Here is a 26,937-nt window from a genome sequence, read left to right as displayed (position 1 = left end):
TCAGTGGTCTCCCATCGCATGGAGGAAGCGGCTCATACGTTTCAGCGCCATCAGCAGCAGAATGGTCAGAATCAAACCCGCTATGCTGAGCGCAGCGGCAAACGGAAAATTCATCGATGAGAAACCCAGCTGATACACCATGGTAGCCACGGTGCTGACGCGTCCACCACCAATGAGCTGCGGCGTAGCGAAGGCGCTGAACGTCCAGGCAAACGCGGTGGTCAGGCTGGAAACGATGCCGGGAATCGATAGCGGAATGGTCACCGTCAGCAAGGTGCGAATCGGCCCCGCCCCCAGACTGGTCGCGGCTTTCTCATAATCAGGATTGATGTGCGACAGCGCAGTTGCCAGCATCATCACCATGATTGGCATGGTCACATGCACCAGCGCAACTACCACGCCGGTTTGGGTAAACATAAACTGGATCGGCTTGTTTATCAGACCCATCGCCAGCAGCAAGCTATTGAGGAAGCCGCTATTACCCAGCACGATGATCCACGAATATGTCCGTACCACTTCGCCGAGAAACAGCGGCGTAATGGCGATAATCAAGATGGTGGATTTGATCCAGGTGGTGCGCGTTCTCACCAGCGCATACGCCAGCGGATAACTCATCAGCAGCCCAAAAATCGCCGTTTTCGCACTGAGCATCACCGTGTTGATAAACGCATCGGCATAGATTTTCTTAAATAGACCGTTAAAGTTCGCCAGCGTGAATCCGCCTACATCAAGCGATCCTGGAATATAGGCCCGCACGCTAAACTGCATCACGGCAAACATGGCCACCACCAGCCCAAGCGCCGTGAACGTAGCGGGGATAATGAACCAGGGTAAGAATGTCGGTTTTTTCGTCATAGACGTTGCTGCCTGAATAAAGTGTTGCGACTCACCGGGCGGCCAATCGGCCGCCGCTATTTATCAATGTGACATAATGTTTTCAGAGAACCACTGCCGCCACTCGGCGGTTTTCTCCGCGCGCAGTTGCGGATCGGTGTTGATGGTGGCATTCCACTGCTCAGGCGTGGTCAGCATGCCAGGCAGCTTCGCCAGTTCTGGATCGATATGCGCATTGGTCACCGTTGGGCTGCCGCGATAAATTTTCGCCACTTCCTGCTGGATTTCCGGTTTCAGCGCGATATTTATGAACTTGTAGGCCAGTTCCGCATGTTTGCTGCCTTTATTGATACCGACGGTATCGACGCCCAAAATCGCGCCCTCTTTTGGCACTGCCAGCTTAATGTTGACGCCTTCTGCAATCATGCTGTAGGCGTTCATCGACAGCATCACCTGTACCGGCGTTTCACCTGTGGAGATCAGCTGCTGGCTGTTGGCATCATCGGTATAGAAGGATTTGATGTTCGGGATCAGCGCTTTCAGCCTGGACTGGCCTTGTTCCCAATGCGCTGCGTCCGAGCCAGAAAGTTTGGCGGACACCGCGATGATATGGCTCGGATCCCAATCTGGCAGCGCAATCGAGCTCTTCAGTTCCGGACGCCACAGATCGTTCCAGCTGGTAAATTCTTCGCCCTTCGGCACTAAATCTGGACGGTAACCGATGGTGTAAACGTAGCCCCACACGCCAAGGTGATACGGGCTGACTTTGGCCTGCTGTACCAGATTCACCGCGTTAGGGATTTTGTTCATGTCGAGCTTTTCAAACAGGCCGCTGTTGGCATACAGGTAACCGACATGCGCGGTGGTAAAGGTGACGTCAGTTTCCGGCGAACCGCCCGCCAGCTTCGCTTTGTTCAAACGATCGATGGTGCCACCGGTGACGAACTGCACTTCTACGCCGGTTTCTTTGGTGAACTCTTTGGCGATAGTTTGATCAATCAGATCCTTAAAGCTGCCACCCCAGGTGCTGACAATAAGCTTATCTGCGGCCACTGCATTCCCTGCGCTTAATACACACGTGGTCAATAACGTTAAGGCACCTATCTTACGCAACATATTCTTGTCCCCAATGAATGAAATGGCTGTTGTCGCTGCTTTGCACCACCGTCTGGTCCATCGCGTCGCAATGCTCTAAAACAGTGCGAAGGCGGCTCTCGGGTGTTGAAGCGATAATGCCGTTGCGGTGAGATTGGGTAAAACAGCATTTCCCTCGCTGTTGCATCAGGATTTCTGAGGCTAAAAAAGTGGCCTGCTTAACAAGGATTTTCTGAAGCAGGAGTGAGGCAGACGCGAATGGTCGCTGGCGCATTGACAGGTGATTATGCTGTAAGTCGGAATTTGGCATGAGAAATGCTTGAGTTGAATCGACCTTATTAGAATGACTGACGCGACATGAGCGTGTCAGCGATCTCAGGAGAACCTGCATGCTCAGTCGCATCACCCAGCGTCAGCTGGAATATTTTGTCGCTTCCGGTGAAGCGGGCAGCATTATTGGCGCCTCGGAGCGTATTCACGTCTCCTCTCCGTCGATTTCCGCCGCCATCACCCACATTGAGTCTGAGCTTGGCGTGCAGCTGTTTGTGCGTCACCATGCCCAGGGCGTTTCACTCACCGCAATCGGCCACCAGGTATTAAAAGAGGCCAAACTGATCCTCGAACAGATGTCGAACCTTTACACCATTGCATCGGAATCAATGAACAACGTACGCGGCCCGCTGCGTGTTGGTTGCCTCGATACGTTAGCGCCAATGTTGACGCCGGAATTGGTGTTTGGCTTCGGCCGCGCCTTTCCCGGCGTGCGTATCTCGCTGGTGGAAGGTAATCATGAGTTGCTGTTAAAACAGCTGCGCTCAGCGGATATCGATATCGCCCTCACCTATGATTTGGTGCCCGCCAGCGATGTGACTTTCCAGTCGCTGGCGCAACTGCCGCCCTACGTGATGGTGGGCGAGCATCATCCGTTCGCCACACAGTCCGCGGTTTCGATGCAGGATCTGGCTGCAGCGCCGATGGTGCTGCTGGATATGCCGTGGAGTCGTGAGTATTTTCTTGGCTTGTTCAGCGAAGCCGGGGTGACGCCGAATGTGGTGATGCGCTCCAGCAGCATGGAAACGGTGCGCGCGATGGTGGCCAACGGTGTCGGCTTTGGTATCGCTAACGTACGACCTAAAGCGCATATGTCGCAGGATGGTAAACGCTTGATTCGCGTGCGGTTGGCGGGGGTTAATAAGGCGATGCAGTTGGGTTATGCCACCATGGCGCAGGTACAGCAATCCAGGGTGGTAAGCGCTTTTGCCGAGCGTTGCCGCATGTTTATTTCCGACCAATACATTCCCGGCATGGCGGCTCCGAGTTATTTCGATCCGCAAGTGGTGCGAGTAGCGTGAGATCCCTGGTCGCCATGAATGGCGACCAACGGTTAATACCCCTGCTGCGGGAAGACCTGATGCAATACCGCTTCGCCGCGTGCGGCGCGCTGGATATTCGCGGCGACCTGCGATGCCGCGCTGGCCGGAATGGCAACCGAAGCCAGATGCGGCGTGATCAATACATTATCCATACCCCACAACGCATCTTCGGGCGGCAACGGTTCGCGGTCAAACACATCCAGCGTCGCCTCGGCGATCTGTCCACGCTGCAACGCCTGCGTTAACGCCGCCTGATCAACAATCGCTCCGCGCGACACATTGATAAACGCGCAGCCGTGCGGTAACCGTGCCAGTCGTTCAGCACTCAGTAAGCCCTGGGTTTGCGGCGTGAGCGGCAGCATCACTACCAAAATATCGCTGCTGGCGAGGAAAGCATCCAGCGCGTCTATTCCGCTGCTACAGATAATGCCATCGATGGTTTTCTGCGATCGTGACCAGCCGCGCACATCCAATCCCTGGCGCGCCAGCTCCTGCGCGGCGTGCGCGCCCAATTCACCCAATCCCAGCACGCCAACGCGCACGGTTTCCGGCGAACGCGGATGCAGGTAATGCCAGCGTCGTTCACGTTGTGCCCGCTCAAAAGCCGGAATGTCACGCACATAACGCAGCACGGCAAACAGCACGAAGCTGGCCATCATCCGCGCCATATGCGGGTCAGACAAACGAACAATAGGGATATCCGGTAAATCATCGCGCCCGACCAGCGAATCAACGCCCGCGCCCAGATTTATAAGCAGTTTCAGGTTGCGATAAGGGGCGAAAAAACCGTGCGGCGGCTTCCACACCAACGCGAAATGCACCTCATCATCGTTTTGCACCTCTTCCGCCCGACAAAGCGTTACGCCCGGCAGATGCAGTGCGAGCAACGCTGACCACTGTTCAAAACTGTCGAACTCGCTGTAAAAGACCAAAATACTCATGCCGCATTCGCCTTGATCAACTCAACTACCGCATCTATTGCCAGTTCGTAACCAATCACGCCCAAGCCTGCAATCACGCCAGTGGCGGCTTTTGATACCAGTGAATGATGGCGGAACGGCTCGCGTTTCCAGATGTTACTCATGTGCGCTTCGATGATCGGGCCATCAAACATCAGCAATGCATCGAGAATCGGCACCGAACTGTAGGTTAAACCGGCGGCGTTAATGATCAATCCGGCAGCCTGCTGACGCGCTTCCTGAATCCAGTCAACCAGCACGCCTTCGTGATTGCTTTGGCGAAATTGCAGTGTGATGTTGTGTGATGCTGCCCGGCGCTGGCAGCGTTCATCAATGCTGGCAAAGCTTTCGCTGCCGTAAGTGCCGTTCTTGTCCATGCCGTACAGATTAGCGTTCGGGCCGTTAAGAAAAAAAATCTGCTGTGTCATCTGAGCTCCTGAGTCACTGTGCAGTTGTCGCCCGAAAGGGTGACCAAATGACGATTAATGGCGATCAATGCGGGCGCGTGGCGGCCATCGCGGGATGGGCATCGAACAGGGCGAACCACGCGGCAGTCCGCGGATGGTTTGCCCGCCAGTTAAGAACATCGAAGCGAAAATCGAGATAACCGAGCGCGCAGCCAATGGCAATCAAACCCACGTCATCAGGCTGCGTACTAAAACCCGCAACCTGACACTCAATTTCCCGTAGCGCCGCATGGACTTTTTTCAGCTGAGCATCGGCCCAGCCTTGCCACTGCTTTTCCAATGGGCGGGCACTGAACTCGTAACGCGCCAGCAAGGCGGCATCGATCAAACCGTCGCCCAATGCCTGGCGCGACAAACTCAACCAGCGCGCATCACCCTGTGACGGGATTAAGTCGCCCTTCGCGCGGGCATTGAGGTATTCGCATATCACGCGGCTGTCGTACAGACATGCCCCTTGTTCGGTTCGCAGTGCGGGCACTTTGGCTAACGGATTAACGATGGCGATGCGCTCATCACGTTCAACCGGATGCGCCGCCGAATCCAGAAGCTCAATCTCATTCATGAGCCCAAGACAATGCGCAGTCACCATCACTTTACGCACATAGGCAGAGGTGGTGGCGTAAAACAGTTGCATCATGCCAACGCTCCCTACTGATCCACGCTCAGCAACACTTTGCCAATGTTGGCGTTGGCCTCGAGGATACGATGAGCGTCCGCTGCCTGCGCCAGCGGCAAAATTTGATGCAGCGTGGGTTTGATTTTGCCTGCTACGATCAGCGGCAGCAGATGTTTACGGATGCACGTTGCCAGGCGCGCCTTTTCAGCAGCACTTTTGGGGCGCAGCGTGGAAGAGGTCAAACTCAGTCCTTTACGCATCACCAATTGCAGATCGAGCTCGATCTTCGCACCCTGCATAAATGACAAGCTCACATGACGTCCGCCTTGCGCTAACACGCTAAGATTACGCGCCACGTAATCACCACCCACGTTATCCAGCACCACATCCACGCCTTGCCCTGCGGTTTCCGCTGCAATCACCGCGACAAAATCCTCTTTATGACGATCGATGGCGCGCCAGACGCCAAGCTGTTGCAGCGCCGCAATTTTGTCGGCACCGCCTGCGGTGGCCACCACACGTGCACCACAGGCGTGCGCACATTGGATGGCAAAGGTGCCAACACCGCTGGCGGCACCGTGAATCAGCACGGTTTCACCGGGGGCTAAACGGCCCAGCTCAAACAGGTTGTGCCACACAGTAAATGCCGCTTCGGGGATGCCCGCTGCATGCGACAACGGCAGATTATCGGGCACCGGCAAACACAATTCAGCGCGCGCCACGCAATAGTCGGCATAACCGCCACCGTTCAGCAGCGCCATTACTGCGTCGCCGATGGTGAAACCACTAACCCCTGCACCTAACGCCACCACGTTACCTGCTACCTCCAGACCGAATACATCTGAGCTGCCCGGTGGGATTGGCATGCCGCTACGCTGCATAATGTCAGGACGATTAACACCCGCGCTGGCGACGCGAATCAATACTTCACCCGCCGCAGGTTGTGGCACTGTACGTTCTACCACCGTTAACACCTCTGCGCCGCCCGGCTGGCGGGCAATTACCGCGTTCATCATTTCAGGCACCATCGGATCTTATCCTTGCTTAGCGGCGGTAAAGGCGCACACGCCTTCATCATCAAAGGTGATGCCCACTACGCTACCCACTGGCCAGCGGGTTAGGGATTCCAGACCCGACTGGCGCGCAAACAGCGAGGCGCTGCCGAGCGCTGGCACATCAAGATGCACATCAACGTGATCGCCCTGAAACACATGGGTGATCACCGTGGCGCTCAGGAAACAGTGCGAAGAGAGCGGCCCCAATTGAATGTTTTCCGGACGCACATACACATCGAGTCGCTCGCCAACGCTCGCCTGCACGCGCTCTGCCGGCAGACGCAGCACATTGCCGCCCAGCTCAAGCACCGCAGCGTGATCGCGCCCGGCATAACGTCCAGGCAAGATGTTGACGTCACCGACAAAGCCCGCCACAAACGGATCGCGCGGCTGGCGATAGATTTCATCCGGTGTACCGATTTGGCGCACATGCCCCGCTGACATCACCACCACACGATCGCTCATGCTAAGCGCTTCGCCCTGATCGTGGGTGACAAACACCGTGGTGACGCCTAACTTACGCTGGATGGCTTTCAGCTCGACCTGCATCGATAAACGCAGATTCTTGTCTAGCGCGGAAAATGGCTCATCCAGCAACAAGACTTTTGGACGGATCACCAGCGCACGCGCCAGTGCCACACGCTGCTGTTGTCCGCCGGAGAGTTCACGCGGTTTGCGATGGCCGTAACCCGCCAGTTTGACCAACGCTAATGCTTGCTCAACGCGCTCCGCGATTTCGGCCTTTGGCACCCCGCGCATACGCAGACCATAACCCACATTTTTTTCCACCGTCATATGCGGAAACAGCGCGTAGTTCTGGAACACGATGCCGATTTCACGCTGGTAAGGGGGGATTTCCGTGACCAATTCGCCATCAATAAAAATCTCGCCGCCATCTGCTTCAGCAAAACCGGCCATCAAATTGAGCAACGTGGTTTTGCCGCAGCCCGAGGGGCCGAGCAGGGTAATAAATTCCCCTTCCTCAATAGTCAGGGAAATTTTGTGCAGCGCGATAGCGTCGCCAAACTTTTTCAGCACGCCATCTAATTGTACGGCGATGTTGCTGCTTTTCACTGCGGCGCGCGGCATATCGGGCTGTGGCAATCGGGTGATTTCTGCACTAACCATGAACTCTCCAAAGCAATTGGTGTGACGTTGTCACAGTAATTATTGACTCATCCATGCGGCTAAGCGCTGCATCATGGCGTCACAGGCATCCAACTGAGCGATGCTGATGAATTCGTCGGGTTTATGACCTTGCGCCATGCTGCCAGGCCCACAAATCACGCTGGGAATACCGGCCTGGTGGAACAAGCCGCCTTCGGTGCCAAAGGCTACCGTGCTGAAGTCGCTGGATTGAGTGAGATAGGCGATCAATCGCGCAGCGTCACTTTGCGCATCGGTTAATAACCCGGGATAGCCACTGATAGGATAAAAACGGATCGCGCTGTCCACTGCGACGGCCTGCATACGCGGCACCAGCTCTGATTGCGCGAAGGTCTCGATCTCAGCGGCAACGGCTTGCGCGTCATGCTGTGGCAAGGTGCGCACTTCAAAATCAAAAACACATTCAGCGGGCACAATGTTCAATACAGTGCCGCCACGGATAATGCCGGTTTGCACCGTCGTAAAAGGGGGATCAAAACGTGTGTCATGTTGTTCAGTCTGCGCAAGGCGCTCGCCGATCGCCGTTAATTGATGAACAAGCTTCGCAGCATATTCGATGGCATTGACACCCTGCGGCGCATAGGCAGAATGACAAGCCGCGCCCTTCACTTCGCAGCGCACACCCAGTTTTCCCTTATGACCGAGCACCGGTTGCAATTCAGTGGGTTCACCAATCAGGCAGATTGACGGCTTTTCCGGGCGCTGCGACAGCGCCTCCAGCAAGGTGCGCACGCCCAGGCAGCCGACCTCTTCGTCATAGGAGATTGCCAGATGCAGCGGCTGCTTTAGCGGCTGTGCCAGAAAATGGGGCACTGCCGCCAGCATGCAGGCGATGTAACCTTTCATATCAGCAGTGCCGCGCCCGTATAACTTGCCGTCACGTTCGGTGAGCGTGAACGGTGGCACGCTCCAGTTTTGTCCCTCCACCGGCACCACATCGCTGTGGCCGGAGAGCATCACGCCGCCATCGCCAGCGGGTCCAAGACGTGCATACAAATTGGCTTTACTGCGTTCCGCGTTGTGAATTAGCTCACCGCTTACACCCAAATCATTCAGGTAACGCCAGACGAAATCGATCAATGCCAGGTTGGATTCACGGCTGGTGGTGTCAAACGCCACCAGCTTTTCAAGCAGTTGTCGGCTGGTAAACATGGAAACTCCTACTCGTCGCCCGGCACGCCATAACTGGGTGCCTGCGTTGGATCAATGGCGCGCGTCACGTAATCGTTCATTTGCGGTTGATAAGCCAGCCACAACTGGACGAGTTCGCTAATTGGCTCGCCATCCGTCCAGTCAACACGCAGATCGACAATCGGCCACACCTGATCATCAACGATCGACAAGGCAGAAGAGTGCACCGGCCCCGCTTCCCCGCCCGCCTGCATGCCCGCTTGCATCGCCGCCATTAAGCGCTCGGCTAAATGACCGGAATGCTGTTCGAAGGCGCTTACCATCGCCGGAATCACCTCAGGATTAGCCAGCAGATTGCCCGCCGCAACACAGTGATGACCGGTTTGCGCGTTATGAATGCCCAGCGTTTTGTCGCCGCTAAAGCAGGCCGCTTGGCCATCGGCGGCTAACACCGTCACCTGGCGATAAGAGGAATAGTCGTCGCTGGCGAGTCCGGCTCTGAGCGCGGCTTCTGCGGTGTCGCCTTGTTGCAGGCGATCAAGAATGCGCGGGCCTAGCGCGGGTAAGGTAATGTTCTGGGTTGATACTGCGCCCACTGCCGCGCGTAGCCATGGGCAACGTGCGCCTACCGCAATGCTGGATGAGCTAATGGCAATGCCGATTTGACCGGTTGCGTCGCAGCGTCCCACAATGGATAACGTCATCGTTTCGCGCCTCTTATTCCGCTTGCCAGTCGTCAGGAATAACCGCGATCACATCGATTTCCATCAACCATTGCGGCTGACCTAAACCGGAAATCACCAAACCGGTGGAGATCGGGAACACACCTTTCAGCCATTTGCCGACCACCTGATACACCGGCTCGCGATAGCGGGGATCAATGATGTAAGTGGTGGTTTTGACGATATGCGATAAATCGCTGCCCGCTTCTTCCAGTAGCTGTTTAACGTTTTTCATCGCCTGTTCGGCTTGCGCGGCGGGATCGCCTAATCCTACCAGGTTGCCCGCAAAGTCGGTGCCAATCTGCCCACGGACATACACGGTATTGCCTGCGCGCACCGCCTGACAGAGATCGTTATCCAGTGCCTGATTGGGATAGGTTTCTTTGGTGTTGAATTTACGGATGCGAGTATGTGTGGTCATGCTGGCCTGCTATGCGAAAAATTGTTTCGCAAGGTATACCCTCCTACGCCTGGCAGCGAAAACAGCATTAACCGAGGTGTTGCTTTAAAAAATCCGAAGGAGCTAACGGTGATGATTTTTAGCATTAAATTGTGAACACCATCACCTGCCGACTAACCGGCGTTTACCGGACGTGCGTTCTGAGGTATACCACCCTCCTTATTCCCCTAACTCTCAGATAAGGATATAAAAATGTTTGCAAAGCAGTATGAGGTGGATGAAAAGCATATCGATTTTCAGGGCGTGGTCGATGGCCTTTATTATCCGTTTTATATGGAGTGGACGCGCCACGCTTATATGCGTGAAGCTTTAGGTATCGATATTGAAGAAGAGTTTAAACAGGGCAAAATTACGCTCCCGCACCGGATTGCGGTGCGGGGGGAACCCGTTTTCCCCTCAGCCTGTTAATAGAGAAATAAATTTCCACATAACATCAGTGGCTAAATGACTGGAATAAGAAACCCCAATTTTTCATCACTGATGGTGATGCGGTCCCGGCCCAACTGATTCACGCATAATTAATTCCCCGGCAAAGGTTTTGTCGTTGCGCATTTCGCCGCCATCCAGCATGGAAATCAGGCGTTCAATGGTTTCCTGAATCATCTCGGTTACCGGCATTTTCACGCTGGATAACGCCGGAATGGTAAACGGCGCCAGCGGGATATCATCGAAACCGATCACTGCCACTTGTGCAGGCACCGCAATCTGCGCGGCCGCCAGCGCTTTGAGCGCGCCCACCGCCATATCATCGTTACTGGCCACCAGCGCCGTGAAATTTCTGCCCTGGTTCAGTAACTGTTGTACCGCTGTCATGCCGTTTTGCGCCTGCCATTTTCCTTCGACCACCAGCGCATCTTCAACGGCAATGCCATGTTTGGTCAGCGCGGCGTGGTAGCCCGCCAGACGTTCGCGGCCGGTCGGCGAATCCAGCGAACCGGTGATAAAGGCGATGTCGCGATGGCCCAGCGCAATCAGCTGCTCCACCGCTGCGCTGCTGCTGCGCTGTTGATCCGAGTAAATGCAGTAACTGTCGTGCTGACGCAGACGGCGGTTGATCACCAATATCGGGTGTTTATGCTGCGCAATGATGCTGTCCATTTCATCGGTGGTGAGAAAACGCGGATAGATGATCACGCCATCGCAGCGCAAATCGAGCAGGAACTGAATGGCCGCACGCTCCTCTTCGGCGCTGTGTTTACCATCCACCAGCAACAACTGACGTCCCTGCTGTTCCATCAGGCGCGCAGAGTGCTGCATCAACTCGCTGAAGTAGCTGCCGGTGTAAAGGGTATTGGTGATCACTAGCCCAATCGTCTGGCTGGATTTGGTCGCCAGATTGCGCGCCAGCAAGTTAGGGCGGAAATCAGTAGCGGCAATCGCCTGATACACCTTCTCGCGTTTTTCCTGGCTGACATAGCCGTTGCCAGACAGCACACGCGACACAGTCGCTTTGGAAACGCCTGCTACTTTTGCCACCTCGATTATCGTCGCCATGATTCACTCTTTTTCCATGCTCATTGCAGCAGTGTACCTAAGCCACGAAATAGGCGGCAATTTTTCTGCCATTACCGCATAGCCGTCCAGTTACTCAAAGCGATCAACTTCACACTTTCAACTATCGAATTTTAAATTTCTTGCCTGGATTACATTGCATCTTCATGATTTTGTGAAACCGGTTTCTCATGATGAAAAATCACGCAGAAACTGTTGTACCCCTACCAAATAATCAGAGATTAAAAATCCATGGCTAAAAATTATGCGGATGTCTCGCGCGCCATCGTGGCTGCGCTCGGCGGCCTGAACAATATCGAAGCGGTGACGCACTGCATGACGCGCCTGCGTTTCGTGGTGAAAGACAGCGCCAGCATTGATAACGCCACACTGAAAGCCATTCCCGGCGTGATGGGCGTGGTGCACACCGACACGCAGTGTCAGGTGATCATTGGTAACAACGTTAACCTCGCCTATCAGGAAGTATTAAAGCTCGGCACGCCGAACAGCGAAGGCGCCGCGCCAGTGAAACGCAAAATCACCTTGCGCAGCATCGGTGCCGGCATCCTGGATGCGCTGGTGGGCACCATGTCACCGTTGATCCCGGCGATTATTGGTGGCTCGATGGTAAAGCTGTTGGCGATGGTGCTGGAGATGAGCGGCGTGCTGGAGAAAGGCTCTTCCACACTGATCATCCTCAACGTGATAGGTGACGGCGCGTTCTTCTTCCTGCCGATTATGGTGGCCGCCTCCGCCGCGCTGAAATTCAAAACCAACATGTCGCTGGCGATTGCCATCGCGGGCGTGCTGGTGCATCCCAACTTTGTCGATTTAATGGCGAAAGCCGCACAAGGCCAGGCGGTGGAATTTGCTTACATTCCAGTGACGGCGGTGAAGTACACCTACACGGTTATTCCGGCGTTAGTGATGACGTGGATTCTGTCGCATATCGAATACTGGGTTGATCGCATCACGCCTGCGGTTACCAAGAACTTCCTCAAGCCGATGCTGATTGTGCTGGTGGCCGCGCCGATTGCCATTGTACTGATTGGACCGCTCGGCATCTGGATTGGTAGCGGCATTTCCGCGCTGGTCTACACCATTCACGACTATCTTGGCTGGTTGTCGGTGGCGATTATGGGCGCACTGTGGCCGCTGCTGGTGATGACCGGGATGCATCGCGTGTTTACCCCAACCATCATTCAAACCATCGCCGAAACCGGCAAAGAAGGCATGGTGATGCCGTCGGAAATTGGGGCCAACCTGTCGCTGGGCGGTTCTTCGCTGGCGGTGGCATTCAAAACCAAGAATCCTGAACTGCGTCAAACCGCGTTTGCAGCGGCGGCATCGGCGATTGTCGCGGGCATTTCTGAACCGGCGCTGTATGGCGTGGCGGTCAGGTTGAAACGTCCGCTGATCGCTAGCCTGATCAGCGGCTTTATCTGCGGCGCGGTGGCCGGGATTGGTGGGCTCGCCAGCCATTCAATGGCCTCGCCGGGCTTGTTCACCAGCGTACAGTTTTTCGATCCCACCAATCCGATGAGCATCGTGTGGGTTGCTGGCGTGATGGTGCTGTCGGTGGTGCTCTCCTTCATTCTGACGTTGATTCTCGGCTTTGAAGATATCCCGGTCACCGAGCCCGCACAGCCAAAGCCGGTGACAGATGATGCCAAACCCGCCAACGTTAATTTATCCAAGGTGTAAAAGAGGTTTTTATGTCTGAAGTGACATTTCCAAAGGGATTTTTGTGGGGCGGCGCATTAGCCGCTAATCAGTCAGAGGGGAGCTATCTGGCGGGTGGTAAAGGTTTAACCACGGTGGATATGATTCCTCACGGCACGCATCGCATGCCGGTAAAGTTGGGCCAGGAAAAGCGCTTCGAACTGCGCAGCGATGAGTATTACCCAAGCCATAACGCCATCGATTTTTACCGTCGCTATAAAGACGATATCGCGCTGATGGCAGAAATGGGTTTTACCGTGTTCCGTACCTCGATTGCCTGGAGCCGTATTTATCCGCAAGGCGATGAATTGACGCCAAACGCGGAAGGCATCGCGTTCTATCGCAGCCTGTTTGAAGAGTGCCAGAAATATGGCATCACGCCGCTGGTGACGCTGTGCCACTTCGATGTGCCGATGCATTTGGTGACCGAATACGGTTCGTGGCGCAATCGCAAAATGATCGAATTTTTCAGCCGCTACGCGCGTACCTGCTTTGAAGAATTCAAGGGTCTGGTGAAGTATTGGCTGACCTTTAACGAGATCAATATCCTGCTGCACAGCCCGTTTTCCGGTGCAGGTTTGGTGTTTGAACCGGGCGAAAACCCGGAGCAGGTGAAGTATCAGGCGGCGCATCACGAGCTGGTGGCAAGCGCGCTGGTGACCAAAATCGCCCATGAAATTAACCCGGAAAACCAGGTCGGCTGCATGCTGGCGGGTGGCAACTTCTATCCGTGGTCATGTAAGCCGGAGGATGTATGGGCCGCGCTGGAGAAGGATCGCGAAAACCTGTTCTTTATCGATGTGCAGGCGCGCGGCGCTTATCCTTCGTATGCCGCGCGGGTGTTCCGCGAGAAAGGCGTAGAGATTGCGATGGAAGCGGAAGATGCCGCTACACTGCGTCACACCGTTGATTTCGTCTCCTTCAGCTATTACGCCTCACGCTGCGCCTCGGCAGAGATGAACGAACAAAACAGCAGCGCCGCCAACGTGGTGAAATCGCTGACCAATCCGCATGTCAAACGCAGCGATTGGGGCTGGGGCATCGATCCACTCGGTCTGCGTATCACCATGAACATGATGTATGACCGCTACCAGAAGCCGCTGTTTCTGGTGGAAAACGGCCTCGGCGCGCACGATGAAATCAATGCCGACGGCGAGATTAACGACGATTACCGCATCAGCTATCTGAAAGAGCATATTCAGGCGATGGGCGAAGCGATTGCCGATGGTATCCCGCTGATCGGTTATACCACGTGGGGCTGCATCGATTTGGTGGCGGCCTCGACCGGCGAAATGAGTAAGCGTTATGGGTTTGTTTATGTCGATCGTGATGACAAAGGCAACGGCAGCCTGGAACGCATCCGCAAAAAATCATTCTGGTGGTACAAGCAAGTGATCGCCAGCAACGGGCGGAATCTGGAGGCGCTGTAAATAAGTGGTCGCCATGAATGGCGTAATGCCGATCAGTTAAGCGCCGTTTCAAATCACCGCACCTTCCGTAGCGGCGCGATTTATCGCGCAATGAATTGCGCCGCTACAATGTGTGCTCTCGGTGATGAGGGTTTCATGTCTTAACTGACGAGCATTACTCCATGAATGGCGACCCTACTTAATGATTGGCCACGCTTGTTGCGGGAACAGATAGAGCCGAATACTGAACAGATGGAACAGCGGCGTCAGCACCCTTTCGTCGCGCTTCGCCAGTTGTTCCAGCTTCAGCAACAGTAAATCCAGCTCATCCTGCAAATCCGCATGCGGTGGGGTTTGCAGTGACTTCAGGCGGCGTTTGAGAAACAGCGCCAGCTCATGAAACATCTGTCCACTATCCAGATGATATTGCTGCAGCAGCTCTTTGTGGCGCGCGTAATAATCAAAGCTATTCACGCCCAGCCACACTTCCTTGAGCAACATGCCAGCTGAACGCATATCGGGATGCGGATCGAGCCGTAAGCGCGGCAACACCACATTCACTTTATCCAGCATCAGGCTGATAAAACGTTGCCGTCCCAGCAGTGACGAACCGTTTCGTTCGGTCTCTTTAATAAAGCGCAACAGCTCGCGCAGACCTTGTCGCACGGCGCGGCGCGCGGTCCATGATGGGCGTTTGTTACGCATGATGGCGGTGATGATTACCGCAAACATCACGCCCGCCATGGTGGCAATCGCGTTATTGATTAGCAGGACCAAATCGGGTTTTAAATGGTGGCCGAGGCCGATAAAGCCGGGGATCTGAATCGCTACGCTCAGGCCTATCATGTTGGTCGAGGGCCGCGCGATCATCAGCGCCAGAATCATCAGTCCGGGTGCAAGACAAATCATCAGCGCTTCAAACGAGGTGGCTTGCGGCAGCAGCAGCGCCACATAAATTACGCTGATAATGATCGCCACGATTACGCCACGTACAAACAGCTTCATTGAAGTTAGCGGCGTATCCTGGCTGGCGAGCAATGAGCAGAGAATCGCCGCCATCACCGGTGCCGATGCGCCATCACGCCAGCCTGATCCCATCCACAGCAAGCAGGAACCGAAGGTGGCACAGAACGCGGTTAGCGCCGAAAGCCGAATTAACCCTTTATCGAAAAAGCGGTGCGTGCGTTTGCCGCGCGCCAGTGTGGTGTCGCCCGACAGGTCGCTTACCAATCCACCAACGCTTTGATAGGCCCCGGCAATACGGACAAAATCCGCCAGCCGTTCCATTAATCCGGTAAAAAGCAGCCAGTTTTCAGTAGGCAAGTCGCCGTTTTGCCAGGCGAGGTTAAGTTCAGCCTGACAAGCGCTTAACGTCTGCTGGATGCCGCCGGTTTCCCCTACCGCTTCACCATCATTGAGCCACTGTAGAAACAGCTGAAAGGTTTGCGCCACGTTTTCCGGAAAGGCGATCTGCAGTATCGAGAGCCGCTGCAGGCGCATCTCGATAGCCGTGAGAGTCGGGATCAAATAGGAGAGATGTTGATACTGCACGCTAACCAGGCGAATCAGTCTCCGCGCGGCGTCACCTTCATAAACGCAGTGGGTGATCAGCACTTCCACCTGCTGCGGATGCGTTGCCATGCGGATCAGAATATCGTCACGCTCGGGCGAACTATCGCTGGGAATGCCGGAAAGCAAATCGCTGCACAGTTTGCGCGCGTTAAGATACCAGTGGCTGACACTCTGCTCCAACAGACTGCGCATCGATACCGGAAACAACAGCGCATGCACAAGGCTGCTGCAGACGATGCCGAGCGTGATCTCTTCTATACGCGAAATCACCGTGCTGGTGATCGACAGCGGCGTGGTGACTTCCGGAAAACCCATGATCGCCGCGCTGTAACCGGCCAGCATAAACACGTAACTCTTCGGCGTGCGGTCGTGCAGTGACAGATAGAGGCAAACGCTGACCCATAACGAAATGCAGAAACAGAACAGCAGCGGATGCTGAACGGTCGGCGGAAAGATAAAGAAGACGAATACGCCGCCCAATAGTGTCCCCAGCAGACGGAACACCGATTTGGAAATGGTTGAGGCGGAATAGAGCTGTGATGCGAGCAATACCGTGGTCACCGCCCACGCCGGTTTATCCAGATTCAGTTCGAGTGCGAAATAGAGTGCCAGAAAGGCGGCCAGACAGGTTTTTACAGCAAAAAAAACGGCGTTTTTTGAAAACCACTGCATGACACGGTGACCAGGATGTACTGAATGTTGCGTATCCTGCCAGAATGTGAAAAAGCCTCACCTCGATAAATATGTCGAATTATTTCGTAATCGAAAACCATGTTCATCGCGCGGTTTGCACGTGGCGCAGATGCGTAAGCACGGCTAATGAAAATCCACGTTAAAGATGCGGTTTTGTCGCTAATTTATCCGGCATCAGCGATTTAAGCCGTTTTAACGCGTAGCAGTTATCAGGCCGATAAATGTGTGCTGGATCACACTTTGGTGAAGTGCGCCCTTTTTGGTCGTTTATCCATAAAATAATTTCGCGCAATGCCGTCTACAAATATCGCAGAAATTTGTGGAATGCTCGGGTGAGTATTTTCGAGAAAAGTCGCCATGAATAGCGACCCTACGAACTGTAAGTACATTTTTAACCGTAGCGGTGCTACTATTTGCGCGCTGAATAATGCGAAGAACTCTCGGGAACGCAGTATGTTACGTAAACATCAACTTCATCGGGAAGCCGACGTCCTGCTCTCCCTGCTCCATATCTGCAAAATCGTCGTAACTGCCCTATTTCTGCTGCTGTTTATTTCTCGCTCAGCAATTGCTGAAATAAAAGACGATAAAGCCAATCGCATTGTCAGCGGTATTATTAGTTTTACCCATTGGCCGGGTTTAACCGGCGCGCCGCAACTCTGCGTATTTTCCTCCGCGCAACATCTCTCATTGCCACAAAATAGTGTGCCTTCAGCCGTTCCGTTTAGCGTGATTTATCTCGCCAGTGAAAGTGAACTGGCAACGCAGCATTGCGATGCGGTCTATTTTGGCGATCAGACGCCGCAACAACAGGTTGAACTTTTTAATCACCTCAAAGGTAAGGCGGTATTAACCCTCGCTGAAAACAATGCGGAATGTACCATTGGCGCCGCCTTCTGCCTGATTTTTAAACCCGACCACACGCTGTTCTCAGTCAACCTTGATTCGCTAGCCAGGAGCGGCGTCAAGGTGAGTCCGGACGTACTGTTGCTGTCCCGCAATGGAAGCAAATAAGATGAAAATAGAAAATTCACTAAATGACAAATCATCGATTCGTAACAAGCTGCGCAAGATTAGCACCATCAACTCTGCGGTGATTTTATTGCTGTGCTGGCTGCTGCTCTCATCGACTTCCCTGCTGTTTATTAAAAGCTACGAGAAAAGAAATCTGGAATTAATTGCCGCCACGCTCAGCACCACGCTGACGGCCGCCACGGTATTTGAAGACAGCTACGACGCGCATAATAAAATCGCGCGCCTCGGCAATGAAGGCATGTTCGATTCCGCCAAACTGGTGACTGACGATCACACTGTTTTAGTTGACTGGCATGATCGACAAGAACAGACCGGCTGGTATCCGCGATTATTACGTGAGTGGATTTATCTTAAACCGCTCAGCGTTAATATTAACCACTCGGAAGCCAATGTCGGTACGCTGACGCTGGAAGGCACCGTTACCGGTGCGGCCGATTTCATCCGTTATTCGCTGATGATTCTGACCAGCGGCATGCTGTGCGTGTTAATCATCTCCTTCCTGCTGAGTGAATTTCTCCATCGCGGCATACTTGCCTCGTTGCGTAATATCACCAGCTCGATCCACTACGTGATCCATTCCGGTGATTTTTCCTTACGTATCCCGGAAAGCCCGACGCGCGAATTTCAGCTGTTTTCCAATGACCTCAACTCGTTGCTGACAGAGATGCAGACGCTGCAGGCTTCTCTGATCCGCGATAATCGCACGCTGGCCGCCAAAGCGCTGGAAGACCCGCTAACCGGCCTCGCCAATCGCGCCGCCTTTGTGGCGCGTCTAACTCAACTGCTCGATCAGCAACTGGCGAAAGAGCGCTTTGTTTTGCTGTTTCTCGATGGCGATCGCTTTAAAAGCATCAATGATAACTGGGGCCATGCCGCCGGTGATGAAGTACTGAAAGCGATTGGTTCGCGCCTTTCCGCATTGGCGTATAAACAGGATTTAGTCGCGCGTTTAGGCGGCGATGAGTTTGCCATGCTGGTGAGCAGCCGCGCCAGCGAGGCGCAATTGCAGTTGCTGATGCAGGATATTAATGAAGCCATCAGCCAGAAAATTGTTATTGCTGAAGGCACTCCGATTTCCACCTCGGTGACCATTGGCTACGCCTGGTCGCAGCACGGCGATACGGTTGAGTCGATTCTGGAACGCGCAGATATGAACATGTACAAAAATAAGGGAAAGAGTAAGGTGCGGAGATGAAGATGAAAATTTTCCTGATGGTGTGTGTGCTGGCGCTGGTCGGTTGCCAGGCAAAGGGACGTTTCAGCGATGAACAGATCGCAGCGATGCGTAATGCCGGTTTCAGCCAAAATAGCGAAGGTTGGGGATTAGGTTTGTCGGACAAAATTCTGTTTGGCGTCAACGAATCTGAACTCACTCCCGCCAGTAAAAACACCATTCAGACAATGGCGAAAAATCTGGCGACGACCGGCATTAAGCATGTGCGTATTGATGGTCATACCGATAATTACGGCAAAGCGGATTACAACCAGCAGCTGTCGTTGAAAAGAGCCAACGCCGTTGCGACACAATGGGCGCAAGGCGCGGGAATTCCGCGCGAAAATATCGTTACGCGCGGCTTAGGAATGAGCGCGCCGATTGCCAGCAACAATAACCCGCAGGGCCGGGCGCAAAACCGCCGCGTGGCGATTGTGATTACGGCGCCGTGATGATCTGGCGCTCGACTGCATAATCGTACAAACGGTCGCGCGCTAAATTCTTCATCTTCACTTCGCACATAATATCGAAGGCATCAAACGACAGCGCCCAATCATTTAAGCTTTGATTGAAGTAATAATCGGCATGGGCGCGAAGTTTGGTTTTCGACACCGCTAAATCCTGCTGATCCGGGAAAACGTGATCGGGAATCAAACCTTCCTGCGCAATCGAATAGTGCAAAACTGGCCGCACACCGCGCCACGACGCTTTTATCAGCGCGATGCGCGCATCATCAGCCTGAATATAGTGATTCTCTTTCACCCAATGATGGTGAATATCCAGCACTACCGGACACAACTCACGCGCCTGCAACACATCGTCCAGCGAACAGGATATTTCATCATTCTCCACCGTCAGCATATTGCGCGCTTCAGGGGTGAGCCGCAGAAACGCGGCGCGGAATCCATCAAAGCCTTTTTTGCCGTTCATATGGATGTTGATTTTGAAATCCTGAAACTGTCGGCCATAACCCATTAATACCGCACAGGTGGCGTGATACTCCACATCCTCAATCGCGCGATCGACCACGCCGTCATTATCGGAGGCCAGCACCGTATATTGGCCGGGGTGGAATGAAAGCCGAATATTATTAGCGCGCGCCAGCTCGCCGCAGCGGCGCAGTAACGGCGTAAGATCGGGCAATAATTCACCATATAACTGCATTGCTTGCGGCACCGTGTAAAGCGGCAATAGATCGCTGCCGATGCGCATCATGCGCAGCGCGTCGGGCTGCGTGGCCAGCTTTTCAAGCGTGAGAGTGAGATTTTGCAGATTGTTTTGCGCCAGTTGGTTCAGCAGCGTGATGCGTGATTCATCATCGAGGCCGAGAAAGCGCGTGCGGGTGGTGCTTTTGAAGGGATACGGCTGTTTAGCCTGTTGATCCAGATACTTACAAGCAAAGCCTAATTTCATTTCATCCCCCGTTTAATCAGCGTGAAAGTGTAGCTGCGATCGGAGAAAGTGCCAGGTGCGCATCGCGGCGCACCTGGCTGACATCATACGTCTGGGAAGGTCATATTGCTGCCCGGCGCTTCACGATGCAGATGGATAAAGTTCAGGTGACGTTCGTACTGATCGAGAATATCGATGATCACCTGCTCTTTGTTGTAGTCCATCAAATCATTGCCCTGGCTGCCTTCCAGCAAGAAGGTTTCCAGGCGGTAATAGGTCGATTTACCGCTACGTGCGCGATAGGTAAAGCCCGGTACCGAATACTGCTGTGGCCAGATTTGATAAACGAAATCCTGCTCCTCGCCCAACAACACGCGCAGATCAAGGTGGCCCAGCGGCTGCCCCTCTTCTGGCTCGGCACGCTCCAGCGATACACGTCCACCGCGCAGCTCCAGCTCTTTCGCCACATCCTGCATCGCCGGGAACAGCACCTCTTCCATCATCTTCTGCGTATAGCGCGTGCCCGGATAGTTCATCAGACGCGACAGGCGCTTCTTCCAGCTCAGGCGATCGTTACTGGCCGGAATGTACGGCGCAGTGTCGCGGCTGGCGCTGGCGCGGCGGTGATCTTCCACCTTCAGCGATTTGTACAGCCCGGCCATCACAAAGAAGATCACAAAGCTAAACGGTAAGCCCATGATCACCGTGGCGTTTTGCAGGGCAGAAATCCCGTTGGTCATCAGCATGCCCATCGTTAGCACACCAATCGCAATCGACCAGAAGATACGCAGCCAGTTCGGTGCATCGCTGTTGATGTCTTTCAGCTTCGAGGTGAAGTTACCCAGCACCAGCGAACCGGAATCCGCCGACGTCACGTAGAACAGCATGCCGGTGATGGTGGCCACCGAAGCACTGAATTTAAACGCCGGATACTGCGCCAGCAGGCTATAGAAGCCGCGTTCGGCATGCGCCATCACTTCCTGCGCAAAGCCGGCATCGCCGTGAATGATTTCATACAGCGCCGCGTTACCAAACACCGACAGCCACAGCAGCGTAAAGGTGAACGGAATAATCAGCGTACCCAACACGAACTCACGAATGGTACGACCGCGCGAAATACGTGCGAGGAACAGACCGACAAACGGCGACCAGGCAACCCACCACGCCCAGAAGAACAGCGTCCAGCTATTCATCCACTCGCGTGGCTGATCGAAGGCGAAGGTATTCAACGTCATGCCCATAAAGCGATTGATGTAATCACCAACGTTCAGCACCAGTGCGTTGAGCAGGAAATCGGTTTTGCCCATAAACAGCACGAACAGAATTAAGCCCAGCGCCAGCGCGACGTTCAGCTCAGAAAGAATACGGATGCCTTTATCCACGCCGGATGTTACTGAGATGGTGGCGATGATCACTGACAGCACAATCAGCGCGGCCTGCGCCGTGAAACCTTCCGGCACATCGAACAGCACGTTGAGGCCGTAGTTCAGCTGCACCACACCAATCCCCAACGTGGTGGCGATTCCAAAGATGGTGCCGATCACCGCGGCGATATCCACCGTGTGACCAATAGGGCCATTAATGCGTTTGCCGAAAATCGGATAGAGCGCCGAACGGATGGTGAGCGGCAGGTTGTAGCGATAGCTGAAGTAGCCGAGCGCGATGCCCATTAATGCGTACATCGACCAGCCGGTGACGCCGTAGTGGAACAGCGTCCACACCATCGCCTGACGCGCGGCTTCCATGGTCTGCCCTGCACCTTCTGGCGGCTGCATATATTGGGTTACCGGCTCGGCAACCGAGAAGAACATCAGGTCAATACCGATGCCGGCGGCAAACAGCATCGCCGACCAGCTCAGTAAGCTGAACTCGGGTTTAGATTGCTCCGGCCCCAGCTTGATAGCGCCGTAGCGCGAACACGCCATGTAGATGACGAACACGATGTACAGCGTGGCAGCGAGCATGTAGTACCAGCCAAACGTGGAGGTGACCCAGTTAACGGCGGTCAGAAGCCAGCTGGCAGCGAGTTCGCTGTAAAAAATCGTGACAAGTGAAAATGTCAGAATCAGTCCGGCGGAGGTGTAAAACACCACAGGATTGATTCTGTCTTTTTCACTGGCAGGTGGATTAATCATCGATTACCTCTGGTTAATTTCCTGTAGTACGTGCCAAAGAAGCTCGCCGAGATCACCATTAACGGCATCCCGACGAGGCAAAATGCGGTTTTCGTGGGATGCGCGTGCATACGCATCCGCTGAGTCCCTTCGCTTCCCCGCTTCGTTTTTGTAACAATCCAAGCACAGCATCCTAACAAATTTCTTTTTTATATTGAACGTGCAATCAAAAAAAGTTTTAATAGTGTTCTAAGATTGAAGTGGAGCTGGAGTGTTATGCCAAAGGTGGGAATGCAGCCGATACGTCGTCGGCAACTGATTGATGCGACCCTGAGCACCATCAACGAAGTCGGGATCAACGATGCCACCATTGCGCAGATTGCGCGACGTGCTGGCGTATCGACAGGCATCATTAGCCACTACTTCAAAGACAAGAACGGTCTGCTGGAAGCCACAATGCGTGACGTAACACGTCAGCTACGTGATGCGGTAGCAGCAAGGTTAAAACCGCTAGCAGACGCCACAACGGAAGCGCGCCTGCTGGCGATTGTGGAAGGCAACTTTGATGATTCGCAGGTGCACAGCGCCGCAATGAAAGCCTGGCTGGATTTCTGGGCCAGCAGCATGCATCAGCCACAGTTGGGCCGCTTAGAACGCGTGAGCAGCCGTCGCCTGTTTTCCACATTGGCAGCCGAGTTTCGTCGCGTTATCCCGCGCGAAAAGGCGCGTCTGGCGGCACATGGCCTCGCGTCATTGATTGATGGCCTGTGGCTGCGCGCGGCGCTCAGCGGCAAACCGTTCGATTTGGCTATCGCCAGACAGCTCACCACCCAATTCATTCGTCAGCAATTGGCTGACCAGAATCACTGAGGAAGGAGAAATCATGTCCCGATTCACCGAGCAACACCTTTATATTGATGGCGCATTGGTTCCCGCTGCGGCAGGTAAGACATTCCAGACCATCAACCCGGCGAACGGCGAAGTGCTGGCCGACGTGCATGAAGCGGAACGCGCAGACGTTGATCGCGCTGTTGCCGCCGCGAAAAAAGGCCAGAAAATCTGGGCGGCGATGACCGCGATGGAACGTTCACGCATTCTGCGCCGTGCGGTTGATATTCTGCGTGAGCGCAATGACGAACTGGCCGCGCTGGAAACCCTCGACACCGGCAAACCGCTGAGCGAAACCCAATACGTGGACATCGTCACCGGTGCCGACGTGCTCGAGTACTACGCGGGCTTGATTCCTTCTCTGGAAGGCCAGCAGATCCCGCTGCGCGATACCTCGTTCGTTTACACCCGCCGCGAACCGCTGGGCGTGGTGGCCGGGATCGGTGCGTGGAACTATCCGATTCAGATCGCGCTGTGGAAATCCGCGCCAGCATTGGCCGCCGGTAACGCGATGATCTTCAAACCCAGCGAAGTCACGCCGCTGACCGCGCTGAAACTGGCGGAAATCTATACTGAAGCGGGCGTGCCGAACGGCGTGTTCAACGTGTTGAACGGTCGCGGCGCGGTCACCGGCCAGCTGCTTACCGATCATCCGGGCATCGATAAAGTCTCCTTCACCGGCGGCGTTGCCAGCGGTAAGAAAGTGATGGCCAATGCGGCCGGTTCGACGCTGAAAGATGTCACCATGGAGCTGGGCGGCAAATCTCCGCTGATCATTTTCGATGACGCTGACCTCGATCTCGCCGCTGACATCGCGATGATGGCGAACTTCTACAGCTCGGGCCAGGTTTGCACCAACGGCACGCGCGTGTTTATCCCAGCTAATTTGCAAGCGGCGTTTGAAGCCAAAATCGCTGAGCGCGTGGCGCGTATTAAGGCCGGCGATCTCAACCATCCAGATACCAACTTCGGTCCGCTGGTGAGCTTCGCGCATCGCGACAACGTGATGCGCTTTATTGAATCCGGCATCAGCGAAGGTGCGCGCCTGCTGTGCGGCGGTAAACGTCTGAGCGGTGCGGCTTTCGATAACGGCGCATGGGTGGAACCGACCGTGTTCACCGACTGCCGCGATGAGATGACCATTGTGCGTGAAGAGATCTTCGGGCCAGTGATGTCGATTCTGACTTATGAAAGCGAAGAAGAAGTGGTTCGCCGCGCCAACGCCACCGAATTTGGCCTGGCGGCCGGTGTGGTAACCCAGGATCTTAACCGCGCGCACCGCGTAATTCACCAGATTGAAGCGGGCATTTGCTGGATCAATACCTGGGGCGAATCTGACGCCGCAATGCCGGTGGGCGGTTACAAACATTCGGGTGTGGGCCGTGAAAATGGCCTGATGACGCTGCAAAACTACACGCAGGTGAAATCTGTGCAGCTCGAAATGACCCGTTTTCAGTCCGTATTTTAATTTTGGCTTTTAACCTGAGGAACGACTAATGGAATTTGATTACATCATTATCGGAGCCGGATCCGCAGGGAACGTTTTGGCAACAAGACTGACCGAAGATAGCAGCGTCAATGTGCTGCTTTTAGAAGCCGGCGGCCCAGATTACCGCTTCGACTTCCGCACGCAGATGCCTGCGGCGCTGGCGTTCCCGCTGCAGGGAAAACGCTACAACTGGGCGTATGAAACTGAACCTGAGCCGTACATGAACAACCGCCGAATGGAGTGCGGCCGCGGTAAAGGTTTGGGCGGTTCGTCGCTGATCAACGGCATGTGCTACATCCGTGGTAACGCGATGGACCTCGATAACTGGGCCAGGGAGCCTGGTCTGGAAAACTGGAGCTACCTGAACTGCCTGCCCTACTATCGCAAATCAGAAACGCGCGATATCGGTGCCAATGATTATCACGGCGGCGAAGGTCCGGTGAGCATCACCACCTGTAAACCTGATAACAATCCGCTGTTTGCGGCGATGATTGAAGCCGGCGTGCAGGCAGGTTATCCGCGCACTGATGACCTGAATGGCTATCAGCAGGAAGGTTTCGGGCCAATGGATCGCTTTGTGACGCCGAAAGGTCGCCGCTCCAGCACCGCGCGCGGTTATCTCGATACCGCGAAAACCCGTCCGAACCTGAAAATCGTCACCCATGCGACCACCGACCGCATTCTGTTTGAAGGTAAACGCGCAGTTGGCGTGCAGTATCTGCTGGGTTCCAGCAATACCTCGCACCAGGCGCATGCACGTCGTGAAGTGCTGCTGTGCGCCGGAGCCATCGCCTCGCCGCAGATTCTGCAGCGTTCCGGAGTCGGATCCGCTGAATTGCTGAAACAGTTCGATATCCCGCTGGTGCATGATTTGCCGGGCGTGGGTGAGAACTTGCAGGATCACCTCGAAATGTACCTGCAATATGAGTGCAAAGAGCCAGTTTCGCTCTACCCGGCCTTGAAGTGGTGGAACCAGCCGAAAATCGGTGCGGAGTGGCTGTTTAATGGCACCGGCGTCGGTGCCAGCAACCACTTTGAAGGCGGCGGCTTTATCCGCAGCCGTGAAGAGTTCAGCTGGCCGAATATTCAGTATCACTTCCTGCCGGTGGCGATTAACTACAACGGCTCGAACGCGGTGGAAGCGCACGGCTTCCAGTGCCACGTTGGTTCGATGCGCTCACCGAGCCGCGGTCATGTACGCCTGAAATCACGCGATCCGCGTCGTCATCCAGCGATTCTGTTCAACTACATGTCACATGAGCAGGATTGGCAGGAGTTCCGCGATGCGATTCGTATCACGCGCCAGATCATCAACCAGCCGGCGCTGGATAAATATCGCGGTAAAGAGATCAGCCCAGGCCTGGATTGCCAGACCGATGAACAGCTGGATGAGTTTGTGCGAAATCACGGCGAAACGGCTTATCACCCGTGTGGCACCTGTAAAATGGGTAACGACGAGATGTCTGTCGTCGATGGTGAAGGCCGCGTTCACGGCGTTGAAGCCCTGCGCGTGGTAGATGCTTCAATCATGCCGCTGATCATCACCGGTAACCTGAACGCGACGACCATCATGATCGGCGAGAAAATCGCAGATAACATTCGTGGTCGACAGCCGCTGCCGCGCAGCGAAGCGGATTACTTTGTTGCCGGTGATAAACCGGTCCGCACTGAACCGATGCGTGGTTGAGGTTGATTTAGGGGCGACGTTGGTCGCCCTTTTCTTTGGTGGCTAACTAGCCCAATCCTGAAGATCAAAATCCACTACCCGAGCGAATACCCGCGTATTGTTAGTGACTAAAATTGTGCCTGCCGCAATGGCATGTCCGGCGATCGCCGCATCATTAGCACCAATCGGAGTACCAGACACATCCAAGGACATTGTCACTTTCGTCGTAGCATCTTTAGCCGCGTTTCACTGTCACAACGACAACCGCACTGCTGCCAGGCTCACGATTAAGGAAACAAGTAAAAGTATGTTGTAACTACAAACCTTAATGCTTTTCCCGTCGCATTTGTTCATACATAGCACCGCCCTCTTCA

24 protein-coding genes and 2 pseudogenes are annotated in these 26,937 nt (G+C 54.6%); 10 read left to right on the top strand and 16 right to left on the bottom strand.

Annotated elements, in window-relative coordinates; all coding sequences use genetic code 11:
* The 3 genes from ACYAC5_RS21535 to ACYAC5_RS21525 form a co-directional block, all read right to left on the bottom strand.
* Entirely contained in the window at positions 1-855 is an 855-nt protein-coding gene (locus ACYAC5_RS21535) for an ABC transporter permease (protein WP_101761544.1), read from the bottom strand.
* Between the two features lie 63 nt (positions 856-918).
* A complete protein-coding gene (locus tag ACYAC5_RS21530; RefSeq protein ID WP_277975008.1) occupies positions 919-1,950 on the bottom strand; it encodes a polyamine ABC transporter substrate-binding protein in 1,032 nt (343 codons plus the stop codon).
* Positions 1,940-2,239: a hypothetical protein gene (locus ACYAC5_RS21525; protein ID WP_277975009.1), complete on the bottom strand. Its 300-nt coding sequence runs from the start codon at positions 2,237-2,239 to the stop codon at positions 1,940-1,942. Before ACYAC5_RS21525 ends, ACYAC5_RS21530 begins: the two co-directional genes overlap by 11 nt.
* A gap of 79 nt (positions 2,240-2,318) precedes the next feature.
* Between ACYAC5_RS21525 and ACYAC5_RS21520 the strand changes: the two genes are divergently transcribed.
* Positions 2,319-3,281 carry a LysR substrate-binding domain-containing protein gene (locus tag ACYAC5_RS21520; protein ID WP_137387342.1) on the top strand — a complete coding sequence of 321 codons (963 nt, stop codon included), beginning with the start codon at positions 2,319-2,321 and terminating at the stop codon, positions 3,279-3,281.
* Between the two features lie 32 nt (positions 3,282-3,313).
* On the opposite strand, the gene ACYAC5_RS21515 is transcribed toward ACYAC5_RS21520, so the two are convergent.
* From ACYAC5_RS21515 to ACYAC5_RS21480, 8 genes are all read right to left on the bottom strand, one after another.
* Entirely contained in the window at positions 3,314-4,243 is a 930-nt protein-coding gene (locus tag ACYAC5_RS21515; RefSeq protein WP_277975010.1) for a 2-hydroxyacid dehydrogenase, read from the bottom strand.
* A complete protein-coding gene (locus tag ACYAC5_RS21510; protein ID WP_137387340.1) occupies positions 4,240-4,689 on the bottom strand; it encodes a type II 3-dehydroquinate dehydratase in 450 nt (149 codons plus the stop codon). Before ACYAC5_RS21510 ends, ACYAC5_RS21515 begins: the two co-directional genes overlap by 4 nt.
* A 64-nt stretch (positions 4,690-4,753) precedes the next feature.
* A complete protein-coding gene (locus ACYAC5_RS21505) occupies positions 4,754-5,365 on the bottom strand; it encodes a glutathione S-transferase family protein (protein WP_277975011.1) in 612 nt (203 codons plus the stop codon).
* 11 nt (positions 5,366-5,376) lie between these two features.
* Complete coding sequence (locus ACYAC5_RS21500; protein WP_462063406.1) at positions 5,377-6,360, bottom strand: NAD(P)H-quinone oxidoreductase; 984 nt, start codon at positions 6,358-6,360, stop codon at positions 5,377-5,379.
* Positions 6,361-6,378: 18 nt separating this feature from the next.
* Positions 6,379-7,527, bottom strand: coding sequence for an ABC transporter ATP-binding protein (locus tag ACYAC5_RS21495; RefSeq protein WP_277975013.1), 1,149 nt, complete (start codon positions 7,525-7,527; stop codon positions 6,379-6,381).
* 39 nt (positions 7,528-7,566) lie between these two features.
* On the bottom strand, positions 7,567-8,718 hold the full coding sequence (gene argE / locus ACYAC5_RS21490; protein WP_277975014.1) for an acetylornithine deacetylase: 1,152 nt from the start codon (positions 8,716-8,718) through the stop codon (positions 7,567-7,569).
* An 8-nt stretch (positions 8,719-8,726) separates the two neighbouring features.
* Positions 8,727-9,401 (bottom strand): DUF1028 domain-containing protein, encoded by a 675-nt coding sequence (locus ACYAC5_RS21485; RefSeq protein WP_462063405.1) that lies wholly within the window; start codon positions 9,399-9,401, stop codon positions 8,727-8,729.
* A 13-nt stretch (positions 9,402-9,414) separates the two neighbouring features.
* The gene (locus ACYAC5_RS21480; protein ID WP_008106850.1) at positions 9,415-9,840 is read right to left on the bottom strand and encodes a RidA family protein; all 426 of its coding nucleotides are present in this window, start codon (positions 9,838-9,840) and stop codon (positions 9,415-9,417) included.
* A 231-nt stretch (positions 9,841-10,071) separates the two neighbouring features.
* Between ACYAC5_RS21480 and ACYAC5_RS21475 the strand changes: the two are divergent.
* Positions 10,072-10,230, top strand: a pseudogene (locus ACYAC5_RS21475) (acyl-CoA thioesterase family protein); the annotation flags it as partial.
* Positions 10,231-10,353: 123 nt separating this feature from the next.
* Here the strand turns inward: ACYAC5_RS21475 and ACYAC5_RS21470 are convergent.
* Entirely contained in the window at positions 10,354-11,373 is a 1,020-nt protein-coding gene (locus ACYAC5_RS21470) for a LacI family DNA-binding transcriptional regulator (protein WP_277975016.1), read from the bottom strand.
* Between the two features lie 249 nt (positions 11,374-11,622).
* Between ACYAC5_RS21470 and ascF the strand changes: the two genes are divergently transcribed.
* Positions 11,623-13,074: a PTS cellobiose/arbutin/salicin transporter subunit IIBC gene (gene ascF, locus ACYAC5_RS21465; RefSeq protein WP_277975017.1), complete on the top strand. Its 1,452-nt coding sequence runs from the start codon at positions 11,623-11,625 to the stop codon at positions 13,072-13,074.
* 11 nt (positions 13,075-13,085) lie between these two features.
* Positions 13,086-14,522: a 6-phospho-beta-glucosidase gene (locus tag ACYAC5_RS21460; RefSeq protein WP_277975018.1), complete on the top strand. Its 1,437-nt coding sequence runs from the start codon at positions 13,086-13,088 to the stop codon at positions 14,520-14,522.
* Positions 14,523-14,696: 174 nt separating this feature from the next.
* Here ACYAC5_RS21460 and ACYAC5_RS21455 read toward each other — a convergent pair whose 3' ends face one another.
* Positions 14,697-16,745 (bottom strand): FUSC family protein, encoded by a 2,049-nt coding sequence (locus ACYAC5_RS21455; RefSeq protein ID WP_462063404.1) that lies wholly within the window; start codon positions 16,743-16,745, stop codon positions 14,697-14,699.
* Between the two features lie 474 nt (positions 16,746-17,219).
* Between ACYAC5_RS21455 and ACYAC5_RS21450 the strand changes: the two genes are divergently transcribed.
* The 3 genes from ACYAC5_RS21450 to ACYAC5_RS21440 are packed head-to-tail and all read left to right on the top strand — an operon-like array spanning position 17,220 to position 19,466.
* Entirely contained in the window at positions 17,220-17,780 is a 561-nt protein-coding gene (locus tag ACYAC5_RS21450; protein WP_462063415.1) for a YfiR family protein, read from the top strand.
* 1 nt (position 17,781) lies between these two features.
* Positions 17,782-18,996 carry a diguanylate cyclase domain-containing protein gene (locus ACYAC5_RS21445; protein WP_137387329.1) on the top strand — a complete coding sequence of 405 codons (1,215 nt, stop codon included), beginning with the start codon at positions 17,782-17,784 and terminating at the stop codon, positions 18,994-18,996.
* Positions 18,993-19,466, top strand: a complete 474-nt coding sequence (locus ACYAC5_RS21440) for an OmpA family protein (protein WP_192413091.1) — start codon at positions 18,993-18,995, stop codon at positions 19,464-19,466. Before ACYAC5_RS21445 ends, ACYAC5_RS21440 begins: the two co-directional genes overlap by 4 nt.
* Here ACYAC5_RS21440 and uvsE read toward each other — a convergent pair.
* Positions 19,453-20,427: a UV DNA damage repair endonuclease UvsE gene (gene uvsE / locus ACYAC5_RS21435; RefSeq protein ID WP_462063403.1), complete on the bottom strand. Its 975-nt coding sequence runs from the start codon at positions 20,425-20,427 to the stop codon at positions 19,453-19,455. The two genes, ACYAC5_RS21440 and uvsE, sit on opposite strands and share 14 nt — an antisense overlap.
* Positions 20,428-20,510: 83 nt before the next feature.
* A complete protein-coding gene (locus ACYAC5_RS21430; protein ID WP_462063402.1) occupies positions 20,511-22,541 on the bottom strand; it encodes a choline transporter in 2,031 nt (676 codons plus the stop codon).
* Positions 22,542-22,796: 255 nt separating this feature from the next.
* Between ACYAC5_RS21430 and betI the strand changes: the two genes are divergently transcribed.
* Genes betI through betA form a run of 3 tightly spaced genes read left to right on the top strand, consistent with a single transcriptional unit; the run spans position 22,797 to position 26,584 of the window.
* Positions 22,797-23,390 (top strand): transcriptional regulator BetI, encoded by a 594-nt coding sequence (betI, locus tag ACYAC5_RS21425; protein ID WP_101761563.1) that lies wholly within the window; start codon positions 22,797-22,799, stop codon positions 23,388-23,390.
* Between the two features lie 13 nt (positions 23,391-23,403).
* Positions 23,404-24,876, top strand: coding sequence for a betaine-aldehyde dehydrogenase (gene betB, locus ACYAC5_RS21420; protein WP_280173174.1), 1,473 nt, complete (start codon positions 23,404-23,406; stop codon positions 24,874-24,876).
* 28 nt (positions 24,877-24,904) lie between these two features.
* Positions 24,905-26,584: a choline dehydrogenase gene (gene betA, locus ACYAC5_RS21415; RefSeq protein ID WP_192413101.1), complete on the top strand. Its 1,680-nt coding sequence runs from the start codon at positions 24,905-24,907 to the stop codon at positions 26,582-26,584.
* Between the two features lie 42 nt (positions 26,585-26,626).
* Here the strand turns inward: betA and ACYAC5_RS21410 are convergent.
* Positions 26,627-26,806, bottom strand: a pseudogene (locus ACYAC5_RS21410) (PIN domain-containing protein); the annotation flags it as partial.
* Positions 26,807-26,937 lie beyond the last annotated feature (131 nt).

The sequence above is a fragment of the Pantoea sp. y20 genome (genome assembly GCF_054903455.1).
Note: the sequence above shows the minus strand (reverse complement) of the source record. Positions and strands in the feature narration are given on the sequence as shown.